Origin of the sequence: Cryobacterium melibiosiphilum (assembly GCF_003602235.1) — a bacterium.
Classification (GTDB): domain Bacteria; phylum Actinomycetota; class Actinomycetes; order Actinomycetales; family Microbacteriaceae; genus Cryobacterium; species Cryobacterium melibiosiphilum.
This window is the reverse complement of sequence record NZ_QZVS01000093.1, coordinates 120,313-146,364: the sequence shown is the minus strand read 5'-3', so window position 1 is coordinate 146,364 and position 26,052 is coordinate 120,313. Positions and strand designations below refer to the sequence as shown.

The window sequence follows — 26,052 nt, the reverse complement described above, 5'->3', positions numbered from 1 at the left end:
ACCGCCCACCGCCCACCACACGGTTCACCAAAGGAAACTCTCGACATGAACACCCCAGCGATTGACGTGCGCGGACTGCGCAAGTCCTATGGCTCCACGGTTGTGCTCGACGGCGTCGACCTCCAGGTTGCGGCCGGGTCGGTCTTCGCGCTCCTCGGCCCGAACGGTGCCGGCAAGACGACCATCGTGCACATCCTCTCCACCCTCCTCGCGGCCGATGGCGGCCAGGCTGTCGTGGCCGGCCACGACGTGAAACGGGACGCCGACGGCGTGCGCGCCGAGATCGGACTCACCGGACAGTTCTCCGCCGTCGACGGCCTGCTCACCGGCGAGGAGAACCTGCTCCTGATGGCCCGGCTTCGCCACCTCGGCGCGAAACGGTCGAAAACGCGGGTGGCTGAGCTGCTCGAACAGTTCGACCTCGTCGATGCCGCCCGCCAGCCCCTCGCCACCTACTCCGGCGGCATGAAACGCCGCCTCGACCTCGCGATGACACTGGTGGCAGCTCCCAGCGTGATCTTCCTCGATGAGCCCACGACCGGCCTCGACCCGCGCAGCCGCCGCACGATGTGGGACATCGTGCGCGACCTCGTCGCCAGCGGAACGACCGTGCTGCTCACCACGCAGCAACTCGAGGAAGCCGACCAGTTGGCCCACCGCATCGCCGTGCTCGACGGCGGCCGTATCGTCGCCGCGGGAACGCCCGACGAGCTCAAACGTCTCGTGCCCGGCGGGCATATCCGGCTACGATTCGCGGATGCCGCGGCGCTCGATTCCGCGTCCCGCCTGCTCGCGGGGTCCACGCGTGACGACACCGCACTCGGGCTCACCGTGCCGAGCGACGGCACGGTCGGCGCCCTGCGCACCGTGCTGGACCGCCTCGATGCCGTGGGTATCGACGTCGCCGACCTCAGCATTCACACGCCGGATCTCGACGATGTCTTCTTCGCCCTCACCGGCCAGAAAGACCTGACTGGTTCCCATGCCCCCGGGTCGAACGCCCCCGGCGACAACGCCCCGCGCTTGAACACCCGGTCCGACCGGGTCGACACGACAGGAACAGCATCATGACCACAACCACCGCCCGGCCGCCGGCCGCCCCGCGACCGCCGGCTCCGGGCATCCGTCGCCCGTCGCACGTCGTCGCGGACTCGATCACGATGCTGAACCGCAACCTGCTGCACATGGTGCGCTACCCGGGGCTGTCCCTGTTCACGATCGTGTTGCCGGTGGTCATTCTGCTGCTGATCGTGTTCGTGTTCGGCGGCACTCTCGGCGCCGGCCTGCCCGGAGTCGACGCCGAGGGTGGGCGCGCGGCGTACCTCGCCTACGTGATGTCGGGCATCCTGGTGATCACCATGGCCGGAACGGCGGGCGGCACCGCAACCACGGTCTCGATGGACATGACCGAGGGAATCACGGCGCGGTTCCGCACGATGGCGATCTCCCGCGCTGCGGTGCTTGCCGGGCACGTGCTCGGCAACACCATCCAGGCGATCATCGCCGTTTCCCTCGTGCTCGGGGTCGGCGTGCTCATCGGTTTTCGGCCCACCGCGTCACCCCTCGAGTGGCTCGCCGTCGCCGGTCTGATCGCGCTCATCGCCTATGCGATCAGCTGGCTCGGGGTCGCGATGGGGATCAACGCGAAGTCCGTCGAGGTGGCGAGCAACCTGCCGCTCATCCTGACCGTGCTGCCACTGCTCGGCAGTGGCTTCGTGCCGACCGACTCGATGCCGGCCTGGCTGCAGGGCTTTGCGCAGTACCAGCCCTTCACCCCGTTCATCGAGACCATCCGCGGTCTGCTGCTCGGCACCCCGCTCGGCTGGAACCCGGCGCTCGCGGTCGGCTGGTGCGTCGTGATCGTGATCATCGGCTACGTCTGGTCGACGGTGCTCTACGAGCGCAAGTCAGTGCGCTCCTAGGGCGACGAGGGGCCTCCTGCGCTGCGAAAAGCGGATGAAACTGACCAAAGTGGCTGAAGAGCGGATGTGTCGTGTGTTTTTTCACGCCGCATCCGCTTTTCGTATTAGCGGCTTTAGAGCTTGGCGGTCCAGTCGAGGTTGATCTTCTGGTTGATGTAGATGCTTTCGCCGAGGCCCGGCACGGAGGGGTTCATGGTCAGCATCAGCTGCACCGGAACGTTGAACCGCTGGGCGATATCGAAGAAGGAGTCGCCCTCGACGACCGTGTAGGTGATGAGGGCGCCGGCGCTGTTGGCCACGGCCGAGCCGCGGGCCCCCGGGGTGGCGCCGAGGTCCATCGCCGGGCCCTGGGGGAGCGGCTCCGGATCGTCGTTGGGCACGATCACGGGTACTTCCGGGTTGGGAATCAGCTCGGCCACCGGTTCCTCGGTCACCTCAGGAACGGGCTCGGGGGTCGGAGACGGTGTCGGCGTCGGTGAGGGGGTGGGCGCGGCGGTCGGGGTGATCGTCACGGTGACTACCGGGGCCGGTTCGCCGGCGCAGCCCGACAGCAGCACGGCCGGTAGCAGCAGCGCCGGGGCGAGTACAAGCATCCGTGTGAACCGGGGGCGCGCGCGGTGTGTCTGGCGGATGATGTCGGCCCCCTTGCGGATAGATTCCCCGGTCGAGCACCAAAACGCGCGGCCGTAGGAACGGTTCTCTCAGCTTAGGGGTATGACTAGACGACCCGTTGGCCCCTGATTGGGGGGCGTCTCAGCATTCGATGACGTTGACGGCGAGGCCGCCCTCGCTGGTTTCCTTGTACTTCGTCGACATGTCGAGCCCGGTCTGCCGCATCGTCTCGATCACCGTGTCGAGGGAGACCAGGTGGGTGCCGTCGCCGTGCAGCGCGAGCCGTGCCGCCGAGACCGCCGTCGATGACGCGATCGCATTGCGTTCGATGCAGGGCACCTGCACGAGCCCGCCGACGGGGTCGCAGGTGAGGCCGAGGTGGTGTTCCATCGCGATCTCCGCCGCGTTCTCCACCTGACGGGGCGTGCCGCCGAGCACCGCGCAGAGCGCGCCGGATGCCATGGCGCACGCCGATCCGACCTCCGCCTGGCAACCGCCTTCCGCCCCGGAGATCGAGGCGTTCGCCTTCACCAGCGAGCCGATGGCCACCGCGGTGAGCAGGTATCGGCGGAGCCCGCCGGCATCCGCCCCCGGAACGAACCGCAGATAGTAGTGGCCGACGGCCGGAATGATTCCCGCGGCACCGTTGGTCGGCGCGGTGACCACCCGCCCGCCGGCCGCGTTCTCTTCGTTCACGGCGAGGGCGAAGGCGTGCAGCCACTCGGTCGAGGTGTCCCGTTCGCGCAGCGGCAGCCGGTCGTACTCTTCGAGCCGCAGGCGCACCGCGGCGGCCCGGCGCTTCACCTTGAGTCCGCCGGGCAGCGTGCCGGCCGCGTTCAGGCCCGCCTCGGTGCACTCGTGCATCGCGTCCCAGATCGCATCGAGCCCGGCGTCGAGCGCGTCGGCGCCGTGGATCGCCTCCTCGTTGATTCGGGCGACCTCGCAGATGCCCAGGTCGTGCTCGTCGCAGAGGGCGAGCAGTTCGGCGCTCGAGGAATAGGGCAGCGGATGCGGCTGCTCATTCCGGGCATCCGGTGCCGCTGTCGGTTTCGCGCCGTCCTGCCGAATGAACCCGCCGCCGATCGAGTAGAAGGTGCGCTCGAAGAGGGCGACCGCGGGGCCCGAACCGGTCGACTCTGAACCGGTCGCGCCCCACGCGGAGAGGGTGAGCGCATTCGGGTGGCCCGGCAGCCGGGTGCGCGGCTCGAAGGTCACGTCGCTCGGCGCGACGGCGATGGTGTGGCCGCCCACCAGGGTGAGGGTTGCTCCGGGAGCCAGGCCCGACCACGCGGCACGCACGTCATCAGGGTCGCAGGTTTCCGGCCGTAACCCGGCGAGCCCGGCGAGAACCGCATCGGGGGTGCCATGGCCGAGCCCGGTCGAGCCGAGCGACCCGAAGAGGGCGCAGTGCACCCGCACGACCTGGGGCAGCAGTCCGGATTCGGCGAGCTGCTGGGCGAACACCCCCGCCGCGCGCATCGGGCCGACGGTATGGGAGCTGGATGGACCGATGCCGATGGAGAACAGGTCGAGAGCCGAGACGTACGCAGTCACCCGTCCATCGTACGTCCGCCCCGAAGGGGGACGTTCGCAGGGACGCGCACACGGACCCAGGGGGTGCACCCCAGACGGGTCAAGCCCCCCACGGATTGACAGCGGAGGGCTTGAGCTCGGGGCCGCGAGCTGCGGCGCCCGAGGGGCGCCGTTACAGCGGTGTGACTGAAGACTACGCGATGGTGAAGGTGATGGTGGAAACGTAGGGGTTGACGGCGGTGGAACCGACGGCGGCAGAGAAGTTGGAGCGGTAGGAGTTGGCCGGCACGGCGAGGCTGAAGGTCGGGGCGAGGGTGAAGCTGCCCTTGCCGAGGGTGCTGGAGGAGACGAGCGACTGCGCGGTGCCGCTCATGACGACGGCGCTCGTGGTCGGTGCGGCGTCGGAGCCCGCGCCGGCGCTGACGGTGCCGGGGGTGATGGTGAGGTTGCCGACCGGCAGGGTGCGGGCGGTCAGGTCGATGGTGCCGGCGGCGCTGGTGAAGTCGGTGGCGCTCGCGGTGAGGCTCCAGGCCGCGTTGGAGCCGCGGGCGTTGGTGATGTTCCACGCGGAGGCGGTGCCGGTCGAGGTCTTGGCGTTGATGCCGTCGAGGGTGACACCGGTCATGGCGTCGGGGGCGGTGGCGGTGGCACTGAGGTTGCCGGCCGAGACGGTCGAGTCGATCGTGTCGGTGCTGTCGACGGCGTTCGCGGGGGCGAGGGCGGCGAAGAAGAGGATGCCCGTGGTGGCGATGATTCCGAAGGCTGAGGTGCGAGCGCGCATGGTGTGGGTGTCTTTCAGAGAGGGTGCCGACACGTGTCGGAGAAAAGTGGAGAGCGGACTGTGCAGGCCGTGAGGCCGAATTCGTCATCCGCTGGAACGGGTTCCTGGGCGTATCCCAATACTCACACGGGGGGTGCGGGATCCCACGGTCGCCAGCGCAGGGTTGAATCAGGGTTGGCTCAAGATTTTCGCACCCCGCACACGGGGGTGCCGGAACGAGACCGTTCTGTTCCGCTGCGGGGTCAGCTGATGGTGAAGGTCAGCACCGAAACGTAGGGGTTCAGCGGCGATCCGTCGACGGCGCCGGTGAAATTCGAGCGGTAGGCGTTCGGCGGAATCGCCAGGCTGAAGCTCGGCGAGAGCAGATAGGTTCCGCGATTCGGTCCGCTCGTGGTCACGAGCGTCTGTGCGGTCTCTGAGAGAGCCAGCGCCGGAGCGCTGATCCCGTCGACCGGGCCGCCGTCGGTGCCGGCCGTGATCGTTCCGGGCGTGATGACGAGTCCGCCGGCGGGCAGGGTGCGGGCCACGGTCTCCACGGTGCCGGCGGCGCTCGTCGGCACGCTCGCGCTCACCGAGAGGGTCCAGGCGGCTCCGGTGCCGCGGTCATCCACGATCACCCACTGGTCCGAGGTTCCGGTGGAGTACTGGGTTTCGATGCCCTGCAGCACCACGCCCGACAGCGTCGCGCCCGAGGTCGTCGCGGTCAGTGGGCCGGCCACCGGCGTCGGGTTGGTGAACACGTTGTTCGACAGGGCCACCGCGCCGGCGAGGGTCAGCGCGCGGCCGGTGAAGGACGCATCCGCCCCGACCGAGATGGCGGCGAGGCCGAGGATCGTGCCGGAGAACGACGCGGTCGCCCCCAGTGACACCGCCCCGACGACCTGCCAGAACACCCGGCTGGCATCGGCCCCATTGATGAGTACGACGGAACTGCCCGCCGCCGAAGCGAAAGCCGCCTCGATCTGAAAGATGAAGACCGCGTTCGGGTTGCCCTGGCCGTCGAGGGTCAGGGTGGTGCTGTTGGCCAGCGCGGCGCCGGCCCGGTAGATGCCGGCCGTGAGCGTGCGGCCGGCGAGGTCCCCGGCGAGGGTCGCCGTCGGAGTACGCGAGGCGGCATCGTCGTAGGCCAGCTGCAGGTCGGCCTGCGCTGCCGCCGCCACGCTGTCGCCGGGGTAGAGCGACCCCGTCAGGGTTCCCGGCGGAAAACCGGTGATCGCCGTTCCGGGGAACACTCCGATGTCCCCGCCGATCGTGCTGCTGCCGGTGCTGGCGACGGATGTCGTGGCCAGCACCGCGAAGCTGCCCGCCGACCCGAGGTCCACGGGCTGGGCAGTGATGAACACGTTTGTGTTGAGGGCGACGGTGTCACCGAGGGTCAGCGCGCGGCCGGTGAAACCGGTGCTGTTGCCGATGCTGATGCCGGACTGGCCGAGAATGGTGCCCATGAACGTCGAGGCTGCGCCGAGCGAGGCGGTGCCGGCCACCTGCCAGATGACGCGGGCGGCCTGGGCACCGTTGATGAGCCGGATGACACTGCCCGCCGAGGTCGTGAGCCCGGCGTCGAGCTGGAAGATGAACACGCCGTTGCGGTTGCCCTGGCCGTCGAGCACGAGTTCGGTGCCGAGCGTCAGCGCGGCGGCGGCGTCGTAGACCCCCTCGGTGAGGGTGCGGCCGTTGAGGCTGCCGGCCAGGGTCGCGGTCGGAACGCGGCCGGCGGCATCCGTGATGGCGGTCTGCAGGTCGACCCTGGCCTGCGCCGCCAAGGCGTCGCCGGCGTGGATCGTGCCGGAGATCACGCCCGGCGGAAAGCCGGTCACCGTGTTGCCGGGGCTCACTCCCAGGTCGCCGCTCAGCGTCGTGCCGCCGCTGTTGGCGACGGATGCCCCGGCGAGCACCGAATACGCGGCCGCCGACCCGAGGCCTACGGTGGGTTCGGTCGTGAAGACGTTGCTCGACAGGGCGATGGCCCCGTTCAGGGTCAGCGCCCGGCCGGTGACGCTTGTGCCGGCACCGACGGCGATCGCCGCCATGCCCATGATGGTTCCGGTGAACGACGCGGTCGCGCCGAGCGCGACGGCGCCGACGACCTGCCAGATCACATTGGCCGGGCGGGCACCGTTCCGCAGCCGAATCTCACTGCCGGCGGCCACGTCGAACGCGGCGTCGATCTGAAAGATGAAGACCGCGTCTGGGTTGCCCTGCGCGTCGAGGGTGAGCGTGGTGCTGACCGAGATCGCGGCCGTGGCCTTGTAGACGCCGGCGGTGAGGGTGCGGCCGGCCAGGTCGCCCGCGATGCTGCCGGTGGCCGCCCGCGTGGCCGCGTCGCTGTAGGCGTTCTGGAGGTCGACCCTGGCCTGGGTCGCGGCGGCATCACCGGGATGGATGTCGCCGGTGACGATACCCGGCGGAAACCCGGAGACGGTCGTGCCGGGGCTCGTTCCGATGTCGCCGCTGTAGGTGGAGGGCCCGGTGTTGGCGATGGAGGTGCCCGCCAGCAGCGAGTATGTGCCGGCGGTGCCGAGGTCGACGGGCGACTCGACCGCGGCAGCGGGGGAGGGAGCGACGAACAGTCCGGCCAGAAGTGCCATGCCGGTCAGGGTTGCGAGCAGGGTGCGGCCGGTCCACCGGCGGCGGTGGGGTGCCCGCCGTCGGTGGGCGGGCATCAGCTGCGGGGCCGGCGGAGCGGTGGCTCGCCCGGCGCGGTGGTCGTGGCGGAGGTGGGGATGTCTGTCGTGGTGCCCGCGGCATCCGTCGTCGGCGTGGGCGACAGGGGGATAGCCGCGGGTGCCTGCGAGACGGGTGCCTGCGAGACGGATGCCTGCGAGACCTGGGCCAGGGCGGCGCGGGCCTTCTTCACGAACAGCACGATGCGCCAGATTGCGAAGCTGAGGGCGGCGAGCAGCAGCAGCAGTCCGGCGATGAACCACCAGGGCGCGTAGTTCACACCGGTGTCGGCCGTGTCGGTGCCGGCGGCGGAGGTCACGGTCGCGGTGGCGGTACCGAGCTGCAGGAACGGAGCGGGCGAGACCTGAGCGGTGAGCTCGAGGGTGGCTCCGGGCAGGATGCTCTCCGGCGCCGTGAACGTCACGGTCTCGTTCGCTCCGATGATGCTGTTGAGGTCGAGTTCGGCAGTGGGCGTGAGGATCGAGTTGCCGGTGTTGGTGATGGGCAGGGTGAACGTGAGCGCGCCGTCGGCCTTCGTATAGCTGAGGTCGCCGTGTTCGAGCGTCTCGACCGGGGTGCCGGCCACGGTCAGATAAATGCGCACACCCTGGCGCTGGATCACATCGATTCGTGTCGCGGCGTCGCCCCCGTCGGTGGTGGTGTCGCCCTCAACCGTGGGGCTCTGGATGATGAGTCCCCCCGGGTAGTCGCCCGGCCGGGTGCCGACCGGAACCGAGAGGGTGAAGGGAACCCTCGCCTCGGATTCGGCCGGAACGGTGATGCTGTCGGCATCCAGGGTCGTCCAGGCTCCCGAACCGACCTGGGTGTCGCCCTGGTCGGCGAGGGCGAAGGCGCCCTGCGGGGTGCTCATCCCGTCGACAGCGTAGGTCAGGAGGGTGACGGCTTCGCTGGTGTGGTTGGTCACAATGGCGGTCGCGTCGATGCTGGACCCCGCGTCGAGCGTGATGTGGAAGAAGTCGGCTTCGAGTTCGGGGCGGATGCCGAGGGTGCCGTCGTCGACGGCGCTCGCCGGAGTCGTCGGCGCGAGTGCGAACAGCAGCGGCGCGAGCGCGGCGATGGCCAGCAGCAGGGCGCAGCGCTGCCGGGCGAGGGCCCTCGAAGTGGGGTGAGTCATGGGGTGTACCTTAGCTGAGAATGCCGTTATGGCGCCCATCCGGGAGCCCGCGCGCGTTGGCAGCGCGGGGACCTGTCCATCCTCACACGGGGGGTGCGTCTCCCCGGTGTCGCGGGCGCAGTGTTGAATCAGGGTTGGCTCAAGATTTTCCGGAGCGGTGCCGAGGTCGAGAACCGGGCTGTTGGTGACCTGATCAGGCGTGGACTGGGCTGAGCATCAACTTGGCTCAGTGAGCGTCGGCAGCAGACGACGGTGGCGGCCCTCCCTCGGGATCTGTCTGCCCGCCGCCCACCCCGCCAGCCCGACAGCACGCCACGCCATCAGCTGATGGTGAAGGTGAGCACCGAGACGTAGGGGTTCTGCGGCGACGTCTCACGGTCGGCTGAGAAATTGGAGCGGTAGGCGTTGGCCGGCACGGTGAGGTTGAAGGTCGGGGTCAGGGCGTATGCGCCCTTGCCGAGTTTCGGTGACCATACCAGGGCCTGGGCCTCGTGTGACATGGTAACGGGCGCCGTAGTGGGAGCGGCATCGGCGACGCCACCATTGAAGGCCGTGACCGTGCCGGGCGTGATGGTGAGGCTCGCAGCGGGCAGGGTTCGGGCATCCGTATCGGTAGTGCCGGCGGCGCTCACGAAATCGGTGGCACTGGCGCTGAGGCTCCAGGCGGCGCCCGAGCCGCGGGCGTTGGTGATCGTCCATTCCGACGCGCTTCCCACGGAATTCTGCGCGGTCAGACCATCGAGGCTGACGGGGCTCATGGCTTGCGGCGCGGTGACGACCGCGGTGAGCGGGCCGCCGCTGATTGCGACGCTGATGGTATCGGTGGAGTCCGTCGCTGCCGCGGCGGACGGAGTGACGAGGGCAGACCCGGCAACGGAGCCGACGAGCGTGCCGAAAGACACCACGACAAGAGCGGAGAGTGCGCGACGCCAATTCGACATTTTACCCTTTTGACCTTGGGTTCCACTGATTTCGCGTCCGTGCTTATCAGGGTGATTCCCGGCTACCAGAGTCATATCGTAGCAAGATGCAGCGGCTGCAATTACCGCCAAAGGTCCTGACTTGGGGGACAGGCATTCAGCCGTCCCCCAGCGCAAAACCCGTTAGCGAATTGTCTTGCGTGCGGTGATCTGGCCGGTGTCGAATCCGAGCAGGTGCAGGCCGCCGTGGAACCGTGCGTGCTCGATCTTGATGCAGCGATCCATCACGACCGTGAGGCCCTTGGACTCGCCGTATTCGGCCGCGTCCTGGTTCCAGATGCCGAGCTGCACCCAGATGACGGGGGAGCCGATCGCGAGCACGTCGTCGATCACGGCGGGGATGTCGGTGCCGCGACGGAACACGTCGACGATGTCGGGTACCTCGGGCAGTGACGCGAGGTTCGGGTAGGCCTTCTGGCCGAGGATCGTGTCGGCGTTCGGGTTGACGAAGTAGACGCGGTAGTCGCTCGACTGCTGCAGGTAGGTGCCCACGAAATAGCTCGATCGGGCCGGGTTCGGAGACGCGCCCACGATGGCTATGGACTTCGCCTGGCGCAGGATCTTCAGCCGGGCCTTGGCGTCGGGGCCGACCCAGGTGCGCTGGGACTTCAGCAGCTTGGCCAGCGGTGAGTCTGTCGGCACCGAGCAGCTCAGGCCGTTCACGAGCTGGACGGTCTCGTTTGCCGGGGTCTCCGGGGTGGTCAGCGTGGTGCTCATACATTGCCTCCGATGGAGCTCGAAACGGACAGAGAAGCAGTGGCCTTGGTCAGCGCCTGGTCGAGGTCGTAGATGATATCGGCGACGTCTTCAATGCCGACGCTCAGGCGAACGAGCCCGGGAAGCACGCCCGCGTCGACCAGCTGCTGGTCGCTCAGCTGCGCGTGGGTGGTCGAGGCGGGATGGATGACGAGGGTCTTCGCATCGCCGATGTTGGCGAGGTGGCTGGCCAGGTCGACCGACTCGATGAAGGTGCGGCCGGCGTCGCGGCCGCCCTTCACGCCGAAGCTGAAGACCGAAGGGCTGCCGTTCGGCAGGTATTTGAGGGCGCGATCGTAGTGCGGGTGGCTGGGCAGCCCTGCCCAGTTGACGAAGTCGACCCGCGGGTCGGCCTCGAGCCATTCGGCCACGACGCGAGCGTTCGCGACGTGTGCCTGCATGCGGTACGGCAGGGTCTCGACGCCCTGTGCCAGCAAGAAGGCGGAGTGCGGGGCGAGGGCCGGGCCGATGTCGCGCAGCTGTTCGGCGCGCAAGCGGGTGAGGAAGGCGTATTCGCCGAAGTTGCCGGCCCACTCCAGACCGCCGTAGCTCGGCACGGGCTGGCCGAAGAGCGGGAACTTGTCGCTGTGCCAGTTGAACCGGCCGCTCTCGACGACGACACCGCCCATGGTGGTGCCGTGTCCGCCGAGGAACTTCGTGGCGGAGTGGATGACGACGTCGGCGCCCCACTCGATCGGGCGGCAGAGGTAGGGGGTGGCGAGGGTCGCGTCGATGATGAGGGGGATGCCGGCGGCGTGGGCGACGGCGGCGAGGCCCTCGATGTCGGCGACCTCGCCGGAGGGGTTGGCCACGATCTCGGCGAAGATGAGCTTGGTCTTGTCGGTGATCGCGGCGGCGTAATCGGCCGGGTCGGTGCCGCTGATGAAGGTGGTGTCCACGCCGAAGCGGCGCAGGGTCACGTCGAGCTGGGTGATCGATCCGCCGTACAGGGCGGCGCTCGAGACGATGTGGTCGCCGGAACCGACGAGGCTGGCAAAGGTGATGTACTGCGCCGAGAGGCCGCTCGCGGTCGCGACGGCGCCGAGTCCGCCCTCGAGGCTTGCGATCCGCTCTTCGAACGCGGCCACGGTCGGGTTCGAGAGACGCGAGTACACGTTGCCGTATTTCTGCAGCGCGAATCGGGCCGCGGCATCCGCCGTGTCGTCGAAGACGAACGCCGTGCTCTGGTAGATGGGTAGGGCGCGCGCGCCGGTTACCGCATCGGGGATGTTGCCCGCGTGAATTGCGCGGGTTGAGAAGCCGTACTCGCGATCTGCCATGGCCCTACGGTAGCCGTCGCCACCGACAGGGCGCCGCAGGGCCGTAACGCGACGACATTGAACGCGGCGACAGTGAACGCGGCGACATCGATCGCGGCGACATTGAGCACGGCAGAGGAAAGGCCGCCACCCCGCGAGGGGTGACGGCCTTGTCGGTCGAGAGTGGGCTCAGGTGCGGCGGTACTGGCCGCGCATCGGGCAGTCGAAGGGGTCACGGGCCGCGAGGCCGACTCGGTTGAGGTATTCGATGACGATTCCGTAGCTCTGGAAGAGTCCGGTCTCGGTGTAGTTGATGCTGTGCGAGTCGCAGTATTCCTTGGCGATCTCCCGAGCCTTCTTGAGGTGCGGGCGGGCCATGTTCGGAAACAGGTGGTGCTCGATCTGGTAGTTCAGGCCGCCCATGAAGGTGTCCATGGCCAGGCCGCCCTTGATATTGCGCGAGGTGAGCACCTGGCGACGCAGAAAGTCCACGCGGCTGTCGGCCGGAAGCTGGGGCATGCCCTTGTGGTTCGGGGCGAAGGAGGCACCCATGTACACGCCGAAGACGGCCATCTGCACGCCGATGAAGGCGAAAGCCATGCCCAGCGGCAGGAAGTAGAAGATCACGGCGACATAGAGCAGGATGCGGGTGGTCAGCATGGCGATCTCGGTGCCGCGCTTGTCGACCTTGCCCTTGCCGAACACGGTCTTGAAACCGTGGATGTGCAGGTTGATGCCCTCGAGCGTCAGGAGCGGGAAAAACAGGTAGCCCTGCTTGCGCGTGATGAACGAGGTGAGCCAGTTGACCTCGGAGGCGTCCTTCTCGTTGAAGCGGATGACGTCGGGCTCGATGTCGGGGTCCTTGCCGATCACGTTCGGGTTGGCATGGTGGCGGCTGTGCTTGGTCATCCACCAGGCGTAGCTGATGCCCACGAAGAGGTTGGCCAGAACGCGTCCGGCGCGGTCGTTGGCCGGGCCCGAGGTGAAGACCGCGCGGTGCGAGGCCTCGTGGGCGAGAAAAGCGAACTGGGTGAAGATGATGCCCAGGGCCGCTGCGATGAGCAGCTGGAACCAACTGTCGCCGAGCAGCACGAAGCCGGCGGCCGCGCCGAGGAAGGTCACCACGAGGATTGAGAAGACCACCCAGTAGTAGCCGGTGGCGCGCCCGAGCAGCCCGAGGTTGCGCACGGTGTGCAGCAGCGAGGAATATTCGCTCGCGGGATTCTTCGAATCTCCACCCGGCCGGGTCCTGATGATGCGGACCGTGGGTGCGGCAGTTGCTTCCGACATGAGGCCTTCTGGTTCGTGGGACTTCTCAGCCGGGACGTGAGCAAATACTCGTAGATCAGATACCCGTCAGTCTAGGGTCGACCGCTGGGGAAAAGCGACGTTTTCACGCCGCATTCCCAGTCGCTATATGCCATCGGGGGCATATATCGACCCGAGATCAGCGCCAACTTTCCATCCAGGTATGTATCCGCCAGAAGTCGTACGAGGTCTGCGAACCGGTCCACAACGGGTAGAAAAAGGCGCTCACGAGGGTCGCCACGATCAGGAAAATGACGATGATCCGCACGCCCGTGAGACTGCGATCGCGCAGCCAGACGGACCCCGGTTTGGGGACGATTGTTAAGGCGCCCGTAAGGTAGGGGTCAGCATACGGCTCACGGTTCGGCGCGGCGATCTGTTTCATGATCACGCCGATGCAGAACGTGAGCCCGAGCAGCAGGTACGGCTCGAAGGCGATCGTGTAAAACTGGAACACCGTGCGGTTCAGGTACATCAGCCACGGCAGGTAGCCGGCGACCATGCCCATCAGGATGAATCCGACCGTCCATTCGCGATAGCGGGCCACCCGATAGACCAGGTAGAACAAGGCGGCGGTCGACGCCCACCAGATGAGCGGGTTGCCGATCGAGGTGATCGCTGCGGAGCAGACGTCGTAGCCGCATCCGTTCTCGCCGCGGTTCGACCCCTCGTAGAACATGCTCGTGGGGCGAATCATGAACAGCCAGGTCAGCGGGTTCGACTGGTACGGATGCGGCGTGCTGAGCCCCACGTGATAGCTGTACGCCGCGTCCTGGTAGTGCCAGAAACTCTGCACCGAGTGCGGCACCCAGGCGAGGGCGCCGGTCCAGGCGGCGCCAGCCCCGTCGGCCCACTCTCGGTAGTAGCCGCCGCGGGTGACGAACCAGCCGGTCCAGGACAGCAAATAGGTCATGACGGCGATCGGAACGAGCAGCAGGAAGGTGGCGGGTGCCTGCTTGAGCACGGCGGCGCTCAGCCAGAACGGCACGCCGGCGCGGCGGCGGGCGAGGGCGTCGACGACCACGAGATAGACGCCGAAGGCGGCAAGAAAGTACAGCCCCGACCACTTGACCGACGCCGTGAGTCCGAAGGCGAGGCCCGCGGCCAGCAGCCACGGCCGCCACCACAGGGTCGGGCCCCAGCTCGGTTCCGCGCCGCTGTCCCGCCGGGCGGCCAGCCACGCCGCCAGCCGGGTGACGTGCCAGTCCCGGTCCATCAGCACGGCGCCGAACCCGAGCAGGGCGAAGAACATCAGGTAGTTGTCGAGCAGGGCAACCCGCGACATGACGATCGCGTGGCCGTCGATCGCGAACAGAAACCCGGCGATCGTGGCGAGCACCAGCGAGCCGAACAGCTTCTTCGCGATGAGCATGAGCAGCACGACCGCGAGCACGCCGATGATGACCGTCGTGATGCGCCAGCCCCAGCCGCTCTCCGGCCCCAGGGCGATCATGCCGAGGCCGATCAGCCATTTGCCGAGCGGCGGATGCACGACGAAGGAGGCATCCGTGGTGAAGATGTAGGAGTTGCCGGCGGCGAAGAGGGCGTCGGCGTTTTCGGGCCAGGTCGACTCGTACCCATTGTTCAGCAGGGTCCAGGCGTCCTTGACATAGAAGGTCTCGTCGAAGACCAGCGAGTGCGGGTGGCCGAGATTCCAGAGGCGCAGCGCGGCGGCCAGGATGACGACGAGGAGGGGGCCGGCCCAGCGGACCACGCGACTTGATGCAAGCACCTGACCATCGTATAGAGCGACCGTTGCGGTGGAGCCTGCGAGACTGGATACATGATCATCCTCGCCGCCACCCCCATCGGAAACCTGGGGGATGCCTCGACGCGCCTCATCGAGACGCTGCGCACCATCACCGTCATCGCGGCCGAAGACACCCGCGTCACCGTGCACCTGCTCAAGGCCCTCGGGGTAGAGAACCGCCCGAAGCTCATCAGCCTGCACGACCACAACGAGCGCGACAAAGCCGCGGAGCTCGTGGAACTGGCCCGCGACACCGACGTGCTCGTGCTGAGCGACGCCGGCATGCCCACCGTCAGCGATCCCGGCTTTCACCTCGTTGACGCGGCTGCGGCCGCCGGCGTCACGGTCACGGCGCTGCCCGGCCCTTCTGCGGTGCTGACCGCCCTCGCAGTGTCGGGCCTTCCGACCGACCGCTTCACCTTCGAGGGGTTTCTGCCGCGCAAACACGGCGAACGGGTGTCGACCCTCACCGCTCTCGCCGCGGAGCAGCGCACCATGGTGTTCTTCGAGTCCCCGAACCGCCTCGCGGCGAGCCTGACGGATGTCGCGGCCACCCTCGGCGCGGATCGCCGCCTGGTCGTCTGCCGCGAACTGACCAAGTTCTACGAAGAGGTCAAGCGCGGCACCGCGAGCGAATTGGCCGAGTGGGCCGCCGCGGGAGTCAAGGGCGAGATCGCGATCGTCATCGCCGGCGCCGAGGTTCGGGTTCTGTCGCTGGAAACCGGGGTCGCGGAGGTGCTCGCGATGGTGGCGAGCGGCATCCGTCTGAAAGAAGCCGCGGCCGACGTGGCGGCGGCAAGCGGACTCGGCAAACGCGAACTCTACGAGGCGGCACTGCAGCAGAAGGCCCCGGCCGGGCCGAAAGCCGAGCGGGTCGGCGGGCGCGAACCGGGCCGCTGATTACATCCCCGGTGGCACGCGGGGCGTAACGCGGGCGGGGCCGGTTGGGGCGAGCGATGCTGCCCCGCATAAGATGTGAGCATGTCTGACGGCTCTTCTTTTTACATCACCACGCCCATTTTCTATGTGAATGACGTGCCCCACATCGGGCACGCCTACACCGAGGTGGCCGTGGATGTGCTCGCGCGCTGGCACCGCCAGCGGGGTGACGACACCTGGCTGCTCACCGGCACCGACGAGCACGGCCAGAAGATCCTGCGCACCGCGACCGCCAACGGCGTGTCCCCGAAGGAGTGGGCTGACCGCCTGGTCGAGACCGCGTGGAAGCCGCTGCTGGAGACCGTCAACATCGCCAACGACGACTTCATCCGCACCACCGACGAGCGCCACGAGCGCAACGCACAGAAGTTCCTCCAGCACCTCTACGACGCCGGCCACATCTACACCGGCGAGTATGAGGGCTACTACTGCGTGGGCTGCGAGGAGTACAAGCAGACCACCGACCTCGTCGACGGCACCGGCGACTACGCCGGTCAGCCGGTCTGCGCGATCCACTCCAAGCCCGTCGAGCTGCTGCACGAGAAGAACTACTTCTTCCGCATGAGCGCGTTCGCCGACGAGCTGCTGGCCCTCTACGAGGCCAACCCGAACTTCATCCAGCCCGAATCGGCCCGCAACGAGGTCATCTCGTTCGTGAAGAGCGGCCTGAGCGACCTGTCGATCTCGCGGTCGAGCTTCGACTGGGGCATCAAGGTGCCCTGGGATGAAACCCACGTCGTGTACGTCTGGTTCGACGCGCTGCTCAACTACATCACCGCGATCGGCTACGGCGAAGACGACGAGACCTTCAACAGCCGGTGGCCGGCGACGCACGTCGTGGGCAAAGACATCCTGCGCTTCCACGCCGTGATCTGGCCCGCCATGCTGCTCGCGGCCTCGGTGCCGGTGCCCAAGCAGATCTTCGGCCACGGCTGGCTGCTGGTCGGCGGCGAGAAGATGAGCAAAAGCAAGCTCACCGGCATCGCGCCGAGCCAGATCACCGACACCTTCGGCTCCGACGCTTTTCGCTACTACTTCATGCGCGCCATCAGCTTCGGCCAGGACGGCTCGTTCTCCTGGGAGGACCTGTCGGCCCGCTACCAGTCCGAACTCGCCAACGGCTTCGGCAACCTCGCCTCCCGCGTCATCGCGATGGTCGTGCGCTACTGCGACGGCGCTATCCCCGCCGCCGGCCCGCTCAGCGAGCGCGACGCGGCCATCCACGCCACCGAGCTTCGAGCGACGGATGCCGCGGGCGAGGCCATCGACCGCCTCGCCATTCACGAGGCCCTCACCGCCGTCTGGGAACTCGTCGACGAGCTCAACGGCTACCTCACCCTCGAAGAGCCGTGGAGCCTCGCCAAGGACCCGGCCAAGCGCGAACGCCTCGAGACCGTACTCGCAACCGCCGTGCGCGGCCTCGGCACCCTCGCCGTGCTGCTGTCCCCGGTCGTGCCGCTCGCCACCGCGAAGCTCTGGACCGCCCTCGGCGGCACCGGCCTCGTCACCGACCAACGCATCGACCAGGCGGCGGAGTGGACCGGCTCCGGCCGGGTCACGCCGCTCGAAGCGCTGTTCCCGCGCATCGAGGCGACCGTCGAAGCCGCCGCCGCTGCCCCGGTGGCGCCGGCCGCGCCGGTAGTGGCGTTGCCGGCCGTCTCCGCTGCTGCCGTCACGGAGCCACGGGATGCCTAACAGCGGCACCGGTGATGCGTCAGCTGCGCAAGCGGACTTCGTGTCGCCCTACGGCGCCCCGATTCGCCAACGCGAGCAGACGAAGGGGCGGGACCTCGAGTACCCGCCACTGCCCGAACCGCTCGTCGTGCCCATCTACGACAACCACACCCACCTCGAGATCAGCGACGGGGAGCATCCGCTCAGCTACGGCGAACAGCTCGACCGGGCGTCGAGCGTCGGCGTGCGCGGAGTCATCCAGGTCGGCGGCGACCTCGAGACCTCGCGCTGGTCGGCCGAGACAGCGCTCATCGAGCCCCGCATGCTCGCCGCCGTCGCCCTGCACCCGAACGAGGCGCCGCTGTATGACCGGGCCGGCACCCTCGACGATGCCCTGGCCGAGATCAATGAGCTCGCCGGGCGCCCCCGCGTGGTGGCGATTGGCGAGACCGGGCTCGACTTCTTCCGCACCGGCGAAGACGGCCAGGCCGCCCAGTACGCGAGCTTTGAAGCCCATATCGAGATCGCCAAGGCGCGGGGCCTCGCGCTGCAGATTCACGACCGCAACGCCCACGCCGAGGTCATCGAGACCCTGCTGCGCGTCGGCGCGCCCGAGCGCACGGTCTTCCACTGCTTCTCGGGAGACGCCGAAATGGCCGCGATCTGCGCCGAACACGGCTGGTACATGTCGTTCGCCGGCAACGTGACGTTCAAGAACGCCGCGCCGCTGCGCGCTGCCCTGGCCGCAGCGCCGCGCACCCTGCTGTTGGCCGAGACGGATGCCCCCTTCCTCACCCCCCTGCCCTACCGCGGCCGCCCCAACGCGCCGTACCTGTTGCCCCACACCCTGCGCGGCATGGCCGCACACCTCGAAACGGATGTCGCCCTGCTCGCCGCACAAATCACCTCCAACACCGAACTCGTCTACGGCCGCTGGGACGCCGAACCGGTGACCTCGCTCCTGGATCCCGCGGCTACGGTCGCCGGCCCCGACGGGCCCCTCGCATGACCGGCCGCCACAGCGCCGAGGAGCCGGCGGTGCCCGCCGTGCCGCTGTCGCCCGAGCTGACCGCTGCTGCCGAGCTGACCGAGTCCGCTGAGCTGACCGAGGCTGCGAAGCCCGGCAAGACCCTGCTCGGCCCCGCTGAGATCCGCGACCTGGCCGAGATGCTCGGCGTGAACCCCACGAAGAAACTCGGCCAGAACTTCGTCATCGACGCCAACACCGTGCGGCGCATCGTCAAGGTCGCCACGGTTTCCCCCGGAGACACCGTGCTCGAGGTCGGCCCCGGGCTCGGCTCGTTGACGCTCGGACTGCTCGAGATCGGGGCATCCGTCGTTGCGGTCGAAATCGATGACCGCCTGGCCGAGCAATTGCCGCTGACCGTCGAGCTCATGCAGCCCGGCGCTCCGCTGACCGTCATTCGGAACGATGCGCTGAAGATCACGGAGCTTCCCGGCGACCCTTCGCGGCTCGTCGCGAACCTGCCCTACAACGTGTCCGTGCCGGTGTTGCTCTACCTGCTGGAGAACTTCGCATCCATTCGCGCCGGCGTCGTCATGGTGCAGGCCGAGGTGGGGGAGCGCCTCGCGGCGCCGCCCGGCAACAAGGTCTACGGCAGCCCGAGCGTGAAGGCCGCCTGGTACGGAGCGTTCCGCACCGCGGGAAAGGTCAGCCGCCAGGTGTTCTGGCCCGTTCCCGGGGTCGACTCGATCCTGATCGCGTTCGAACGCCGCGCCGAGCCGCTCGAATCCGAGGAACTGCGGCGGGCGACGTTCGCGCTCGTCGATGCGGCATTCCAGCAGCGTCGCAAGATGCTGCGGCAATCGCTCTCGGTCGTTCTCGGCGACTCGGCCACGGCGTCGGAGGTCATGACCCGCGCCGGAATCGACCCGACGACGCGGGGCGAGCAGCTCACGGTCGACCACTTCCTCGCGATCGCCCGCGCCCAGCTCGCCACCGCGTAGCCGCACGGCGGGCGCCCTCGCGTCCGCTCCCCGAAGTCGCGCAGCTGCCGCGTGACTCGGGGGATGCCCGGGCCTGACCGGCGCAACTGCCGCGCAGCGGCGCAGCTACCGCGGAGCACGTGTTCGGAGGAATGGACTTGGAGCTGCGCGGTAGCAGCGCCATTGCGCCATAGGCGTGCCTACAGCGCAGCGGCGCAGGTACCGCGCGGCGAAGCGGATGCCCGGGGCTGCCCCTCGAGGCACGCACGGCGGGCTAGATTCAACCCATGACACCGATCAACAGCAGCAGCGAGGGCATCAGCGACGAGGCCCTGATCGCGGCGACGGGCCGTTCCCGGGACGACTGGTTCGCGCTGCTCGATGAGCAGGGCATGGCCGGGGCGCCCGCCCACGGGCGCTGGCCCTCGAAACCGGCGTGGCCGCATCCGCAGATCGCCCGCTGGCTGCACGACGAACACGGGGTCGACGCGTGGTGGTGCCAGGGCATCACCGTGGGTTACGAGCAGGCACGCGGCCTGCGCCGACCCGGCCAGCGCGCCGACGGCACCTTCGAGGTCAGCGCCTCGAAGACGTTCGCACTCGAGCAGACACAAGCCCTCGACGTGGTTGTCGCTGTGCTCACGGCTTCCTTGGGAGCGCCGTCAAGCCGAAGCAGCACTGCCGCTTATGCCACGGCGCGCTGGCCGTTGCCCGGCCAGATTGGCGCCACCGAGAGCGGCGGGTCGCTGCTGGCGACCGCGAACCCCACGAAAAACGGCCGCACCTCGGTGACCCTCACCAACCAGCGACTCGCCGACCCCGGCGCTCTCGCCCCGGTCAAAATCGCCCTGACCGCGTGGCTCGCCGCCGCCGGATTCGAAGCCACGCGCGCGCTGGGCTAAGTTGAATCCATGATCACCCCGGCAGGTTCGCAGGTAGTGCACGCGCGGGCCCCCGGAAAGATCAACGTCTTTCTGAAGGTCGGCGCCGTGATGGACGACGGCTACCACGACCTCGCGACCGCGTTTCAGGCCGTGTCGCTGAGCGAAGACGTGCGCGCCTACCCGGCCGACGACTTCTCGGTGCAGTTCACCGGCTCGATCGACACCTCCGGCCTCGCCGTCGACGGCAGCAACCTCGCCATCAAGGCCGCGCGCCTGCTCGCCCGCAAGACCGGCTTCCGCGGCGGGGTTCACCTCGAAATCGAGAAACACGTTCCGATCGCCGGTGGTATGGGTGGCGGGTCAGCGGATGCCGCCGCCACCCTGCTCGCCTGTGACGCGCTCTGGGGAACGGCCGCGAGCAAGGACGAGCTGCTCGAACTCGGCGCCCAGCTCGGCGCCGACGTGCCCTTCGCCTTCACCGGCGGCACCGCGATCGGTACCGGCCGCGGTGACCAACTCAGCCCGGCCCTGGCCAAGGGCAAGTTCCAGTGGGTGCTCGCCATCGCCGACTTCGGCATGTCGACCCCGGCCGTCTACAAGGAGCTCGACCGGCACCGCACCCGCCACGCGCAGGACATCTTTCCGGCGCAGCGCCAGCCCACCGTCGACGCGAACGTGCTGCAGGCGCTGCGCGCCGGCGACGCGGTCATGCTCGCCGAAAGCCTCTACAACGACCTGCAGGCCCCGGCGCTGCACCTCGCACCGGGCCTCGGCAAGGTGCTGCAGCTCGGCGAGGAGAACGGCGCACTGGCCGGCATCCTCTCGGGCTCCGGCCCCACGGTGGCCTTTTTGGTAGCGGATGCCGACAGCGCGCTCGAGCTGCAGGTCGCCCTGAGCGCCGCCCGGCTGCGCGTGGTGCGGGCTACCGGCCCGGTACGTGGTGCCCGCCTCATCCACGACTAACCGCCCCGCGGCATCCGCGCACCCACCGCTTGTCGAGATCTCAACCAGCGACGAACCGGGCACAGGCGGCCGGCGCGGGCGTCGGCTAAACTCGGAGGCTATGGCACATCTGCTCGGGGCTGAGTCCCTACACCTCGAATTTCCCACCCGCGTCATCTTCGACGAGGTCACCGCCGGCCTGAACGAGGGCGACCGCATCGGCGTCGTCGGCAAGAACGGCGACGGCAAGTCCACCCTCATGCGCCTGCTCGCCGGCCGCATGGAACCCGACGGCGGCCGCGTCACCCGTCGCCGCGGCGTCACGATCGGCATGCTCGACCAGTCCGACGACCTCGTATCCGGCCAGACCGTGGGCCACACCGTCGTCGGCAACATCGAGGAACACGTCTGGGCCGGCGACGCCAAGGTGCGCGACGTCATCGGCGGCCTCGTGCGGGACATCCCCTGGGATGCCCTCGTCGACGACCTCTCCGGTGGCCAGCGTCGCCGCGTCGCCCTCGCCGCGGTGCTGATCGGCGACCACGACGTCATCTTCCTCGATGAGCCCACCAACCACCTCGACGTGGAGGGCATCAGCTGGCTCGCCGGTCACCTCAAGACCCGCTGGGCCACCCAGTCCGGCGGCCTCGTGGTCGTCACCCACGACCGGTGGTTCCTCGACGAGGTCTGCAACATCACCTGGGAAGTGCACGACCGCCTCATCGAACCCTTCGAGGGTGGTTACGCCGCCTACATCCTGCAGCGCGTCGAGCGCGACCGCATGGGTTCCGTCGTCGAGGCCAAGCGCCAGAACCTGATGAAAAAGGAACTTGCCTGGCTGCGCCGCGGCGCCCCGGCCCGCACCGCGAAGCCCAAGTTCCGCATCGACGCCGCGAACGTGCTGATCGAGAACGAGCCGCCGCCCCGCGACACCGTGTCGATGCAGTCGATGGCCATGCAGCGCCTCGGCAAGGACGTCGTGGACCTCATCGACATCGGCGTGAAGTTCGGCGATAAGACCGTGCTGAACGACATCACCTGGCGCATCGCGCCGGGGGAGCGCACCGGCATCATGGGCGTCAACGGCGCCGGCAAGTCCACGCTGCTGAACCTCGTCGCCGGCTCGCTGCAGCCCACGACCGGACACGTCAAGCGCGGCAAGACCATCAAGGTCGCCGTGCTCACGCAGCAGCTGTTCGAGCTCGACGAGATCCGCAACGACCGCGTCAGCGACGTCATCGGACGCCAGAAGACGAGCTACATGGCCGGCGGCAAGGAGATCACGCCCGGCCAGATGCTCGAGCGCATGGGCTTTCTGAGCGCGCAGCTGACCACCCAGGTCAAGGACCTCTCCGGTGGACAGAAGCGCCGCCTGCAGCTGCTGCTGATCGTGCTTGACGAGCCGAACGTGCTGATCCTCGACGAGCCCACAAACGACCTCGACACCGACATGCTCGCCGCCATGGAAGACCTGCTCGACTCCTTCCCCGGCACCCTGCTCGTCGTCTCGCACGACCGATACCTGATCGAGCGCGTCACCGACAACCAGTACGCGGTCATGGACGGCGCCTTCCGCCACCTGCCCGGCGGCGTCGACCAGTACCTCGAGCTGCGCCGCAAGGCCGTCGCCGGTCCCGCACAGGGCTCGCCGACGGATGCCTCCGGTCCGGCCAAGAAGGTGTCCTCCCTCGGCGGCGCCGAGCTGCGCAACGCGCAGAAGGAGCTCGCCTCGATCGACCGCAAGGTGATCAAACTGCAGGACCGCATCGTGCTCAAGCACGAGAAGATCGCCGCCCACGACCAGTCCGATTTTGTCGGTCTCGGGGCGCTCGGTGTGAAACTCAGCGAACTCGAAGCATCCGTCGCGGCGCTCGAAACCCGCTGGGTCGAACTTTCCGTTCTCCTGGAGAGCTAAGCGCGCAGGTTCTGTGACAGCGTGTGTCACGGGTGGTCTGGGCTCGCAGTTTCGCCGGTTATCGTTGTCAGGTGCCTCGCGGAGCTGCGGCACAGACCCCCACCTTTTTCTCAGTGGTTTCTCTGTGCCCGGATGCGCTCGTCGATACTGACCGGCACTCCACCCACAGTCAAAGGAAATCCCGTGCAAAACCCCCTCAAGCAGTCTCGTTCCGTGAAGAAGTCCTGGCTCAGCGCCCTCGTGGCCGTTCCGGTTGTCGCGATGCTGGCCGGATGCGCCGGCGGCTCGAACGAGGCGGCCACGGGCACCGAAGACGACGTCATCCAGATTGGTGTCATCGGCGCGAGCGACCCGTACTGGGACATCTATCAGGACGCCGCCGCCGAAGAGGGCATCAGCATCGAGCTCGTCGACTTCGCCGACTACACGCAGCTGAACCCGGCCGTCAGCGAAGGCGAGCTGGACATGAACCAGTTCCAGCACCTGGTCTTCCTCGCGGACTACAACGTGTCGAGCGGCTCCGACCTGGCCCCGATCGGTTCCACCGCGATCTACCCGCTCGGCCTTTACTCGACTCAGTACGACGGTCTCGACGAAATCTCGGAGGGCGACACCGTCGCCGTGCCGAACGACGCGACCAACCTCGCCCGCGCGTTGCTGCTGCTGCAGGCCGAGGGCCTCATCGCCCTCGACGGCGGCGGCAACAACCTGTCCGGCCTGCAGGACATCGATGAGGAGAACTCGAAGGTGACCGTGACGGCGCTCGAAGCCTCCCTCACCGCAGCGTCGCTCACCGACGTCGCCGCGGCCGTCATCAACAACGACTTCGTGGAGAAGGCCGGCCTCACCTTCGAGGGCGCCCTCGCCGCCGACGACCCGACCGATGAGGGCGCGTTCGCGTACATCAACGTCTTCGCCTCGCGCGACGAGGACAAGGACAACGAGACGTTCCTGAGGTTGATCGAGATCTTCCAGACCAACCAGGACGTGCAGGACGGCCTGCTCGCCGTGTCCGGCGACACTGCGGTGCCGCTCGCCGCAACGACCGCCGAGCTCGAAGAGGCCCTCGTCGGCGTGACCGCCGACGTCGAAGCCGCCGAGTAGTCTTTCTCCCCACCCGCGTCGTCCACCCGCGTCACCCGAACGAACCCCGCGCGTGAGCAGCCGGTGCCGCGCGCACCGGCTGCTCACTCGTGATTGAAGGAAGAACATCCATGAGCGTTGTGTCGCTGCGGAACGTCAGCAAGAGCTACCCGAGCAGCACGAAGGGTGGCGCCACCGTCACGGCCATCGACTCGGTGAGCCTCGACGTCGAGGCCGGCGACATCTACGGCATCATTGGGTATTCCGGTGCCGGCAAGAGCACTCTGGTTCGCCTCGTGAACGCGCTCGAACGCGCCACCGGCGGCGAGATCTTCATCAACGGGCGCGACATCGTCGGACTGCCCGAGCGCGAGTTGCGCAAGATCCGGCTCGGCATCGGCATGATCTTCCAGCAGTTCAACCTGCTCGGCTCGCGTACCGTCGCCGGTAACGTGGCGTATCCGCTCGAGGTCGCCGGGGTGCCGAAGTCGGAGCGCGTTGCGCGGGTCGCCGAACTGCTGAGTTTCGTCGGCCTGAGCGACAAGGCGGCGTCGTACCCCGACCAGCTCTCCGGCGGCCAGAAGCAGCGCGTGGGCATCGCCCGGGCGCTCGCGACCTCCCCGAGCATCCTGCTCGCCGACGAGGCCACCAGCGCCCTCGATCCCGAGACCACGCACGAAGTGCTCGCGTTGCTGAAGCGCGTCAACGCCGAACTCGGCATCACAATCATCGTCATCACACACGAAATGGATGTCATCCAGACCATCGCGACGAAGGTCGCGGTCATGGACCAGGGCGCCGTCATCGAGCGGGGTCCCGTGTTCGACGTGTTCTCGAACCCTCAGCACGCGGCATCCGCTCGTTTCGTGTCGACGGTCGTGAAGGGGGTGCCGTCGGCGTCCGAGCTCGCGGTGCTGCGCGAACGCCACTCCGGACGTATCGTGACACTGTCGTTCCGCGACACCGCGGTGGACCAGTCCGAGGTCTTCGGCGAGTTCGTGCGTGCCGACGTTCCGTTCCAGGTGATCTACGGCGGGGTCAACGAAATCCAGGGGCGTCCGTTCGGTCACCTCACCCTCGCCCTGCATGCCGATGATGACCGAGTGGATGCCGCGCTCGGCCGCGTGCGCCTGCTCACGACCGTGACGGAGGTGCGCTGATGGATGCGCTGATGAACCTGCTGCCCGAATTCTGGACGGCCACCGGCGAGACCCTGTACATCGTCGCCGCCACCCTGTTCTTCGGTGGCATCGGCGGGCTGATCGTGGGCCTCGGGCTCTACCTGACCCGCGGCGGCAGCATCCTCGAGAACAAGCCGGTCTTCGTCGTGCTCAATGTGCTCGTCAACCTGATCCGGCCGATCCCGTTCATCATTTTTCTGGCCGCGGCCCAGCCGCTTGCTCGCTCGGTGACCGGCAGCGGCATCGGCAACGACGCCGTCATCTTCACCATCTCGCTCGCCGCCTCATTCGCGATGGGCCGGATCGTGGAGCAGAACCTGCTCACCGTGACGCCCGGAGTGATCGATGCGGCCCGCAGCATGGGCGCCGGCCCCATCCGCATCATCTTCACGGTTCTGCTGCCCGAGGCCCTCGGCCCGCTGATCCTCGGCTTCACGTTCATCTTCGTTGCGCTCGTCGACATGTCGGCGGTGTCCGGTATCGTCGGCGGCGGCGGGCTGGGAAACTTTGCCATTCAGTATGGCTACCGGCAGTACGAACCGGTCGTGACCTGGGCCGCCGTGCTGCTGATCATCATCCTCGTGCAGCTCGTACAGTTCCTCGGCAATTCCCTGGCCCGAAAAGCCCTGCGCCGCTGATCTTCGCAGCAGCGTTGTCGTCAGCCTGAAGGCGGTAGAACACGAGTACCACCCCAAACTGCGCACTCGCCCGGCTCAGGGGCACGGTCACTCACTGTTCATCTAGCAGTCAACATCAGTAAATGTATTGGAACAATCGGATTCACCGC

Annotated in this window: 22 protein-coding genes; 12 read left to right on the top strand and 10 right to left on the bottom strand. The window is 68.1% G+C overall.

Annotated features, from left to right (window positions below; translation table 11 throughout):
* Positions 1–45: 45 nt before the first annotated feature.
* A complete protein-coding gene (locus D6T64_RS17495) occupies positions 46–1,071 on the top strand; it encodes an ATP-binding cassette domain-containing protein (RefSeq protein WP_119975959.1) in 1,026 nt (341 codons plus the stop codon).
* Complete coding sequence (locus D6T64_RS17490; RefSeq protein ID WP_119975958.1) at positions 1,068–1,922, top strand: ABC transporter permease; 855 nt, start codon at positions 1,068–1,070, stop codon at positions 1,920–1,922. The genes D6T64_RS17495 and D6T64_RS17490 overlap by 4 nt, the downstream gene beginning before the upstream one ends.
* A gap of 113 nt (positions 1,923–2,035) precedes the next feature.
* Here the strand turns inward: D6T64_RS17490 and D6T64_RS17485 are convergent, their stop codons facing one another.
* From D6T64_RS17485 to D6T64_RS17440, 10 genes are all read right to left on the bottom strand, one after another.
* Positions 2,036–2,515, bottom strand: a complete 480-nt coding sequence (locus D6T64_RS17485; RefSeq protein ID WP_119975957.1) for a LysM peptidoglycan-binding domain-containing protein — start codon at positions 2,513–2,515, stop codon at positions 2,036–2,038.
* A 160-nt stretch (positions 2,516–2,675) separates the two neighbouring features.
* On the bottom strand, positions 2,676–4,088 hold the full coding sequence (locus D6T64_RS17480; protein ID WP_119975956.1) for an L-serine ammonia-lyase: 1,413 nt from the start codon (positions 4,086–4,088) through the stop codon (positions 2,676–2,678).
* A 172-nt stretch (positions 4,089–4,260) separates the two neighbouring features.
* Positions 4,261–4,881, bottom strand: coding sequence for a WxL domain-containing protein (locus D6T64_RS17475; protein ID WP_147364606.1), 621 nt, complete (start codon positions 4,879–4,881; stop codon positions 4,261–4,263).
* 209 nt (positions 4,882–5,090) lie between these two features.
* Complete coding sequence (locus tag D6T64_RS17470) at positions 5,091–7,436, bottom strand: ice-binding family protein (protein WP_158594911.1); 2,346 nt, start codon at positions 7,434–7,436, stop codon at positions 5,091–5,093.
* Between the two features lie 74 nt (positions 7,437–7,510).
* Entirely contained in the window at positions 7,511–8,647 is a 1,137-nt protein-coding gene (locus tag D6T64_RS17465; protein WP_199719212.1) for a DUF916 domain-containing protein, read from the bottom strand.
* 320 nt (positions 8,648–8,967) lie between these two features.
* Entirely contained in the window at positions 8,968–9,588 is a 621-nt protein-coding gene (locus D6T64_RS17460; RefSeq protein WP_158594910.1) for a WxL domain-containing protein, read from the bottom strand.
* Positions 9,589–9,750: 162 nt separating this feature from the next.
* Entirely contained in the window at positions 9,751–10,344 is a 594-nt protein-coding gene (locus tag D6T64_RS17455) for a CoA-binding protein (protein ID WP_119975952.1), read from the bottom strand.
* The gene (locus tag D6T64_RS17450; RefSeq protein WP_119975951.1) at positions 10,341–11,663 is read right to left on the bottom strand and encodes an O-acetylhomoserine aminocarboxypropyltransferase/cysteine synthase family protein; all 1,323 of its coding nucleotides are present in this window, start codon (positions 11,661–11,663) and stop codon (positions 10,341–10,343) included. The genes D6T64_RS17455 and D6T64_RS17450 overlap by 4 nt, the downstream gene beginning before the upstream one ends.
* A 168-nt stretch (positions 11,664–11,831) precedes the next feature.
* Entirely contained in the window at positions 11,832–12,932 is a 1,101-nt protein-coding gene (locus D6T64_RS17445) for a fatty acid desaturase family protein (RefSeq protein ID WP_119975950.1), read from the bottom strand.
* Between the two features lie 157 nt (positions 12,933–13,089).
* Positions 13,090–14,682, bottom strand: coding sequence for a dolichyl-phosphate-mannose--protein mannosyltransferase (locus D6T64_RS17440; RefSeq protein WP_233551336.1), 1,593 nt, complete (start codon positions 14,680–14,682; stop codon positions 13,090–13,092).
* A 51-nt stretch (positions 14,683–14,733) separates the two neighbouring features.
* Between D6T64_RS17440 and rsmI the strand changes: the two genes are divergently transcribed.
* The 10 genes from rsmI (at position 14,734) to D6T64_RS17390 (ending at position 25,903) form a co-directional block, all read left to right on the top strand.
* Entirely contained in the window at positions 14,734–15,600 is an 867-nt protein-coding gene (rsmI, locus tag D6T64_RS17435) for a 16S rRNA (cytidine(1402)-2'-O)-methyltransferase (RefSeq protein WP_119975949.1), read from the top strand.
* 81 nt (positions 15,601–15,681) lie between these two features.
* On the top strand, positions 15,682–17,334 hold the full coding sequence (gene metG / locus D6T64_RS17430; RefSeq protein WP_119975948.1) for a methionine--tRNA ligase: 1,653 nt from the start codon (positions 15,682–15,684) through the stop codon (positions 17,332–17,334).
* On the top strand, positions 17,327–18,322 hold the full coding sequence (locus tag D6T64_RS17425) for a TatD family hydrolase (RefSeq protein WP_119975947.1): 996 nt from the start codon (positions 17,327–17,329) through the stop codon (positions 18,320–18,322). Before metG ends, D6T64_RS17425 begins: the two co-directional genes overlap by 8 nt.
* Before the next feature lie 158 nt (positions 18,323–18,480).
* On the top strand, positions 18,481–19,281 hold the full coding sequence (gene rsmA, locus D6T64_RS17420; protein WP_233551358.1) for a 16S rRNA (adenine(1518)-N(6)/adenine(1519)-N(6))-dimethyltransferase RsmA: 801 nt from the start codon (positions 18,481–18,483) through the stop codon (positions 19,279–19,281).
* 266 nt (positions 19,282–19,547) lie between these two features.
* Positions 19,548–20,162, top strand: coding sequence for a hypothetical protein (locus D6T64_RS17415; protein ID WP_119975945.1), 615 nt, complete (start codon positions 19,548–19,550; stop codon positions 20,160–20,162).
* Between the two features lie 9 nt (positions 20,163–20,171).
* Entirely contained in the window at positions 20,172–21,107 is a 936-nt protein-coding gene (locus tag D6T64_RS17410) for a 4-(cytidine 5'-diphospho)-2-C-methyl-D-erythritol kinase (RefSeq protein ID WP_119975944.1), read from the top strand.
* Between the two features lie 100 nt (positions 21,108–21,207).
* Complete coding sequence (locus D6T64_RS17405; RefSeq protein WP_119975943.1) at positions 21,208–23,001, top strand: ABC-F family ATP-binding cassette domain-containing protein; 1,794 nt, start codon at positions 21,208–21,210, stop codon at positions 22,999–23,001.
* Positions 23,002–23,214: 213 nt separating this feature from the next.
* Positions 23,215–24,105, top strand: coding sequence for a MetQ/NlpA family ABC transporter substrate-binding protein (locus D6T64_RS17400; RefSeq protein ID WP_233551328.1), 891 nt, complete (start codon positions 23,215–23,217; stop codon positions 24,103–24,105).
* 110 nt (positions 24,106–24,215) lie between these two features.
* Positions 24,216–25,244 carry a methionine ABC transporter ATP-binding protein gene (locus D6T64_RS17395; protein WP_119975941.1) on the top strand — a complete coding sequence of 343 codons (1,029 nt, stop codon included), beginning with the start codon at positions 24,216–24,218 and terminating at the stop codon, positions 25,242–25,244.
* On the top strand, positions 25,244–25,903 hold the full coding sequence (locus D6T64_RS17390; RefSeq protein ID WP_119975940.1) for a methionine ABC transporter permease: 660 nt from the start codon (positions 25,244–25,246) through the stop codon (positions 25,901–25,903). Before D6T64_RS17395 ends, D6T64_RS17390 begins: the two co-directional genes overlap by 1 nt.
* Positions 25,904–26,052 lie beyond the last annotated feature (149 nt).

What these genes read in the sequence shown, in the direction of transcription:
- D6T64_RS17495 (WP_119975959.1), top strand. Translation starts at nt 46, where the DNA reads ATGAACACCCCAGCGATTGACGTGCGCGGACTGCGCAAGTCCTATGGC.
- D6T64_RS17490 (WP_119975958.1), top strand. Translation starts at nt 1,068, where the DNA reads ATGACCACAACCACCGCCCGGCCGCCGGCCGCCCCGCGACCGCCGGCT.
- D6T64_RS17485 (WP_119975957.1), bottom strand. Translation starts at nt 2,515, where the DNA reads ATGCTTGTACTCGCCCCGGCGCTGCTGCTACCGGCCGTGCTGCTGTCG.
- D6T64_RS17470 (WP_158594911.1), bottom strand. Translation starts at nt 7,436, where the DNA reads ATGGCACTTCTGGCCGGACTGTTCGTCGCTCCCTCCCCCGCTGCCGCG.
- D6T64_RS17465 (WP_199719212.1), bottom strand. Translation starts at nt 8,647, where the DNA reads ATGACTCACCCCACTTCGAGGGCCCTCGCCCGGCAGCGCTGCGCCCTG.
- D6T64_RS17460 (WP_158594910.1), bottom strand. Translation starts at nt 9,588, where the DNA reads ATGTCGAATTGGCGTCGCGCACTCTCCGCTCTTGTCGTGGTGTCTTTC.
- D6T64_RS17455 (WP_119975952.1), bottom strand. Translation starts at nt 10,344, where the DNA reads ATGAGCACCACGCTGACCACCCCGGAGACCCCGGCAAACGAGACCGTC.
- D6T64_RS17450 (WP_119975951.1), bottom strand. Translation starts at nt 11,663, where the DNA reads ATGGCAGATCGCGAGTACGGCTTCTCAACCCGCGCAATTCACGCGGGC.
- D6T64_RS17445 (WP_119975950.1), bottom strand. Translation starts at nt 12,932, where the DNA reads ATGTCGGAAGCAACTGCCGCACCCACGGTCCGCATCATCAGGACCCGG.
- rsmI (WP_119975949.1), top strand. Translation starts at nt 14,734, where the DNA reads ATGATCATCCTCGCCGCCACCCCCATCGGAAACCTGGGGGATGCCTCG.
- metG (WP_119975948.1), top strand. Translation starts at nt 15,682, where the DNA reads ATGTCTGACGGCTCTTCTTTTTACATCACCACGCCCATTTTCTATGTG.
- D6T64_RS17425 (WP_119975947.1), top strand. Translation starts at nt 17,327, where the DNA reads ATGCCTAACAGCGGCACCGGTGATGCGTCAGCTGCGCAAGCGGACTTC.
- rsmA (WP_233551358.1), top strand. Translation starts at nt 18,481, where the DNA reads ATGCTCGGCGTGAACCCCACGAAGAAACTCGGCCAGAACTTCGTCATC.
- D6T64_RS17415 (WP_119975945.1), top strand. Translation starts at nt 19,548, where the DNA reads ATGACACCGATCAACAGCAGCAGCGAGGGCATCAGCGACGAGGCCCTG.
- D6T64_RS17410 (WP_119975944.1), top strand. Translation starts at nt 20,172, where the DNA reads ATGATCACCCCGGCAGGTTCGCAGGTAGTGCACGCGCGGGCCCCCGGA.
- D6T64_RS17405 (WP_119975943.1), top strand. Translation starts at nt 21,208, where the DNA reads ATGGCACATCTGCTCGGGGCTGAGTCCCTACACCTCGAATTTCCCACC.
- D6T64_RS17395 (WP_119975941.1), top strand. Translation starts at nt 24,216, where the DNA reads ATGAGCGTTGTGTCGCTGCGGAACGTCAGCAAGAGCTACCCGAGCAGC.
- D6T64_RS17390 (WP_119975940.1), top strand. Translation starts at nt 25,244, where the DNA reads ATGGATGCGCTGATGAACCTGCTGCCCGAATTCTGGACGGCCACCGGC.